At 70.8% G+C, this 4,382-nt stretch carries 3 protein-coding genes; all 3 read right to left on the reverse strand.

Going from position 1 to position 4,382, the window contains the following annotated elements; genetic code table 11:
• Positions 1–181: 181 nt before the first annotated feature.
• Positions 182–1,612, reverse strand: coding sequence for an HlyD family type I secretion periplasmic adaptor subunit (locus AC1D1T_RS30425; RefSeq protein WP_477828609.1), 1,431 nt, complete (start codon positions 1,610–1,612; stop codon positions 182–184).
• Between the two features lie 23 nt (positions 1,613–1,635).
• Positions 1,636–3,816, reverse strand: coding sequence for a type I secretion system permease/ATPase (locus AC1D1T_RS30430; RefSeq protein WP_477843758.1), 2,181 nt, complete (start codon positions 3,814–3,816; stop codon positions 1,636–1,638).
• Positions 3,803–4,382 (reverse strand): calcium-binding protein (locus AC1D1T_RS30435; RefSeq protein ID WP_477828841.1); only part of this gene is annotated, 580 nt, incomplete at its 5' end. The genes AC1D1T_RS30435 and AC1D1T_RS30430, both read right to left, overlap by 14 nt.

Genomic DNA, 4,382 nt, shown 5'->3' on the forward strand with positions numbered 1-4,382 from the left:
GGTTTCATGGCCCGTCGCCCAAACTCCCGCCACTCACTTCGTTCGTTGTGGTCAAACAGTGGGCGACAGTCAGTTCACGAAGCGTGCTGCGCACGCGGGCCATGAAACCAGCCAGCTCCGGCGCCACTCCCTTATTGGCGCTCCCCAGACTCCCCGCCCGCGCCTTTGCCGCGCCGAACCATCAGCGCTCTCGGAGACTCTCCCCCGCATGCTCGACCAGCGGTGCCAGCACGAAATCGATCACGCGGCGCGTGCCGATCTTCACTTCGGCCGACACCGACATGCCAGCGCTCAACGGTACCGCGCGGCCGTCGATCTCGATGGTCTTGCGCTCCAGCCGCACCCGCGTCGAATACACCAGCCCGCGCTTGTCGTCGTTGATCGCATCGCTCGATACCGACGCGACGCGCGCGTGCAGCACGCCGTAGCGCGTGTACGGGAAGGTCTCCACCTTCACCTCGGCCGATTGCCCCGGCGCGATGAATCCGATGTCGCGGTTCTCGACCAGCGCCTCGACCTCCAGCGGGGCGTCGCGTGGCACCACCACCATCAGCGGCTGCGCCGCCGTCACGACGCCGCCCACGGTGTGCACCGCGAGCTGCTGCACCGTGCCGTCGACCGGCGCGAGCAGGCGCTGTGCATCGCGGCGCGCCGCCGCCTTGCGCTGCTCCTGCTCCAGCGCCGCCACGCGTTGCTGCGCGGTGGTGATGCCATCCAGCGCGCTGCGCCGCGCCTCGGCCACCAGCTGGTCGCGCTGGCGGCGTGACTGCAGCAGGCCGGCGTCCATCTCGCCCACGCGGCTGCGCATCGTCGCCAGGTCGGCCTCCTGTTCGATGCGCGCCTGCTCGCGCTCGAGGTAGCCGTGACGCGACACGAAATTCCGGTCGGCCAGGTCCTTCAGGTCGGCTGCGCGCTGGCGTGCGAGCGGCACGGTCTGTTCCAGCTTGCGCACCGCTTCGAGCGTCGAGTGGCGGCTCGCCTCGCGCTGCGCCCTCTCGGCGTCCAGCCGGGCCAGGCGCGCGAGGTGCTCGCCGATCTGGCCGGCCAGCATGCGGCGGGCCTCGTCGAAGTCGCGGTCGCTGACCGACGCGGGGCGCCGCAGCGGCGCGTCGTGCCCGCCGGCCACCGCGTCGAGCAAGGCCTGCCCGCGCGCGATCTGCAATCGGGCTGCCGCCAGCTCGCCTTCGCTGCGCTGCAGGTCGGCCTGCGTGACGGTCGGGTCCAGCTCGATCAGCACGTCGCCCGCACGCACCGCCTGCCCCTCGGCCACGCGGATCGCACGCACCGTGCCGGCCTCCAGCGGCTGCACGGTCTTGCTGCCCTCGGCCGGCACCACCCTGCCGGGCGCCACCGCGACGATGTCGAGCCGGCCGAACACCGCCCACAGCAGCGCAAGCAGCGCGAAGCCGAGCAGCAGTCCGATCGCCACATGCGGCGCCGGCGACAGCGGCGTCTCCTGCAGCGACTGCGCATCCGGCAGGAACCGCAGCTCGTGCGGAAGACGGCGTGGCGGCGCCAACTCGGCGCGGGCACACCAGGCCAGGCGCCCTGCGCGCCCGTAGCGGCCCAGCAGCGCGCCGAACGCGAGCAGCCCGAGCGGAATCCTCGTCATCGGCACTCCTTCATGCGGGCGCTTCATCCGTGCTGCAGGCGATGCAGCCGCGCGTAGTGCCCGGCCTCGCGCCGCAGCAGCTCGGCATGCGGGCCGGCCTCGACGATGCGGCCTTCGTCCATCACGACGATGCGGTGGGCATCGCGCACCGCCGACAAGCGGTGCGCGATGACGATCACCGTGCGGCCGTGGCAGATCGCCTTCATGTTGTCGTGCACGATGCGCTCGGATTCGACGTCCAGCGCGCTGGTCGCCTCGTCGAAGACCAGGATGCGCGGGTTGCCGATCAGCGCGCGCGCGATCGCCAGCCGTTGGCGCTGCCCGCCGGACAGCGTCGAGCCGTGCTCGCCGACCAGCGTGTCGTAGCCCTCCGGCAGGGCCGTGATGAACTCGTGCGCGCCGGCGAGCGTCGCGGCCTGGATCACCGCCTCCAGCGGCGTGCCGGCATCGGCCAGCGCGATGTTCTCGCGGATGCTGCGGTTGAACAGCATGTTGTCCTGCAGCACGACGCCGATCTGCCGGCGCAGCGAACTCGACTCGAGGGTCGACAGGTCGATGCCGTCGATCAGCACGCGCCCGCGTTCGGGGACGTACAGCCGCTGCAGCAGCTTCGCGAGCGTGCTCTTGCCCGAGCCGGAACGGCCGACGATGCCGATCACCTCGCCGGCCGCGATGTCGATCGACAGGCCCTCGATCACCGGCGCGCGGTCGGGACGGTAGCGGAACTGCACGTCGTCGAACGTGATGCGCCCGCTCACGCGCGGCAGGCTGCCGCGCGCGCCGCTGCTTTCGGTGCGGGTGTCGAGGATGTCGGCCAGGCGCTGCATCGACACGCCGGTCTGCTGGAAGTCGGTCCACAACTGGGCCAGCCGCATCACCGGCTGCGCGATCTGGCCGGCCAGCATGTTGAAGACCACCAGCTGGCCGACGCTCATGCGGCCGTCGATCACCAGCCGCGCGCCGACGTAGAGCGTCGCGAGCGTGACCAGCTTCGACACCATCGAGACGCCGCCCTGCGCGAGGCTCGCGATCGTGGTGGTGCGCAGGCCCGCCGACACGTAGGCGGCGAGCTGCCGGTCCCAGCGGCGCGTCCACTGCGGCTCCACGGCCATCGACTTGACGGTGTCGATGCCGTGCACCGTCTCCACCAGGAAAGCCTGGTTCTCGGCGCCGCGGTTGAACTTGTCATTCAGGCGTGCGCGCAGCAGCGGCGTGAGGGCCGCCGACAGCAGCAGGTAGCACGGCAGCGAGGCCAGCACGATCAGCGTCAGCCAGCCGCTGTAGCACAGCATCACCGCGATGAAGACGACCGAGAACAGCAGGTCGAGCACGACGGTGAGCGCGCTGCCGGTCAGGAAGCTGCGGACGTTCTCGAGCTCGCGCACGCGCGCCACCGTGTCGCCGACGCGCCGTGCCTGGAAGTACGCGAGCGGCAGCGCCAGCAGGTGGCGGAACAGCCGCGCGCCGAGCTCGACGTCGATGCGGCTCGTCGTGTGCGCAAAAACGTAGCTGCGCAAGGCCGTCAGCGCGACCTCGAAGACCATCACGGCGCCCAGGCCGATCGCGATCACGTCGAGCGTCGTGAAGCCGCGGTGCACCAGCACCTTGTCCATCACCACCTGGAAGAACAGCGGCGTGACCAGCGCGAACAGCTGCAGCGCAAGGCTCACCAGCAGCACCTCGCCGAGCAGCCGGCGGTGCCGCACGACCGACGGGATGAACCAGGTGAAGTCGAAGCGGCCCCATTCGCGGCCGGCCGAGGCCTGCGACGCGAACAGGATCAGCTCGCCGGACCAGCGCGCGCGCAGCGCGTCATGGCTGAGCAGCTCCGGGCGGCCGACCGCCGGGTCGTGGACCAGCACCTGGTCGCCGTCGATGCGGGCGATGAGGAAGAAGCCGGCCGCCGACGTGTCGGCTCCCGGTGCGGGCACCGATCGCGCCATGACGGGCAGCGCCAGGCGGGGCAGCCGGTCGATGCTGCTGCGAACCGCCCTGGCCCGCAGCTGCAGCTGCCTGGCCGCCAGCAGGATGTCCGGCGTCGACCACGGCCGCCCGCGCACGGCCAGCTCATGGGCCAGCTGTTCGGGATCGGCGGCCACGCCATGCAGCCGCGCCATCATCACCAGGCAGTCGAGCCCGGTGTCGACGGCACGGCCCGCGGGGGCCGCCGGGTGCGTCAGGGCTTCGATCTCAGTTCCACGCAGCCAGCACGAGCGACTGGCTGCTGGCACCGGCCGACAGCGTCGGCAAGGTGTCTGCCGCAGCCGGCGGCGAGAACGCAGCCATCGCGCTGACCAGGGCCGCTGTCGCCGAGGTGGTGATGCCCAGCGCGGTCTCGCGGTTGCTGCCGGCGCTGACGACGGCGGCGGTGGCCGTGGTCGATATCGCCGCCAGGATCTGGTCGAGACCCCAGGTGGTGGTTCCCCCCTCGAAGGTGATCTCCTGCAGCGGGTTGTAGGCGTTGGTCGCACTGCCGCCGTACAGGAAGTCCTTCACGGTGATGGTGTCTGTGGTGTCGTTGACCGAGATGATCAGCGAGGTGCCCGACTTGGTGAGCGTCACGTCCTTGTACCCGACATTGGTGAAGGACAGCGTGTTGTTCTTGCCGGCGGCGGTGTCGTAGGTGGAGGCGAGGGTGTCCTGGCCGTCGCCCTCGGTGAAGTTGTAGGTGTCGTCGCCGAGACCGCCGGTGATGGTGTCGTTGCCCAGCCCACCGGTGATGGTGTCGTTGCGGATGGTGCCGACCAGGGTGTCGTTGCCGGAGGTGCCC

Source organism: Rhizobacter sp. P2_H3 (genome assembly GCF_056403355.1).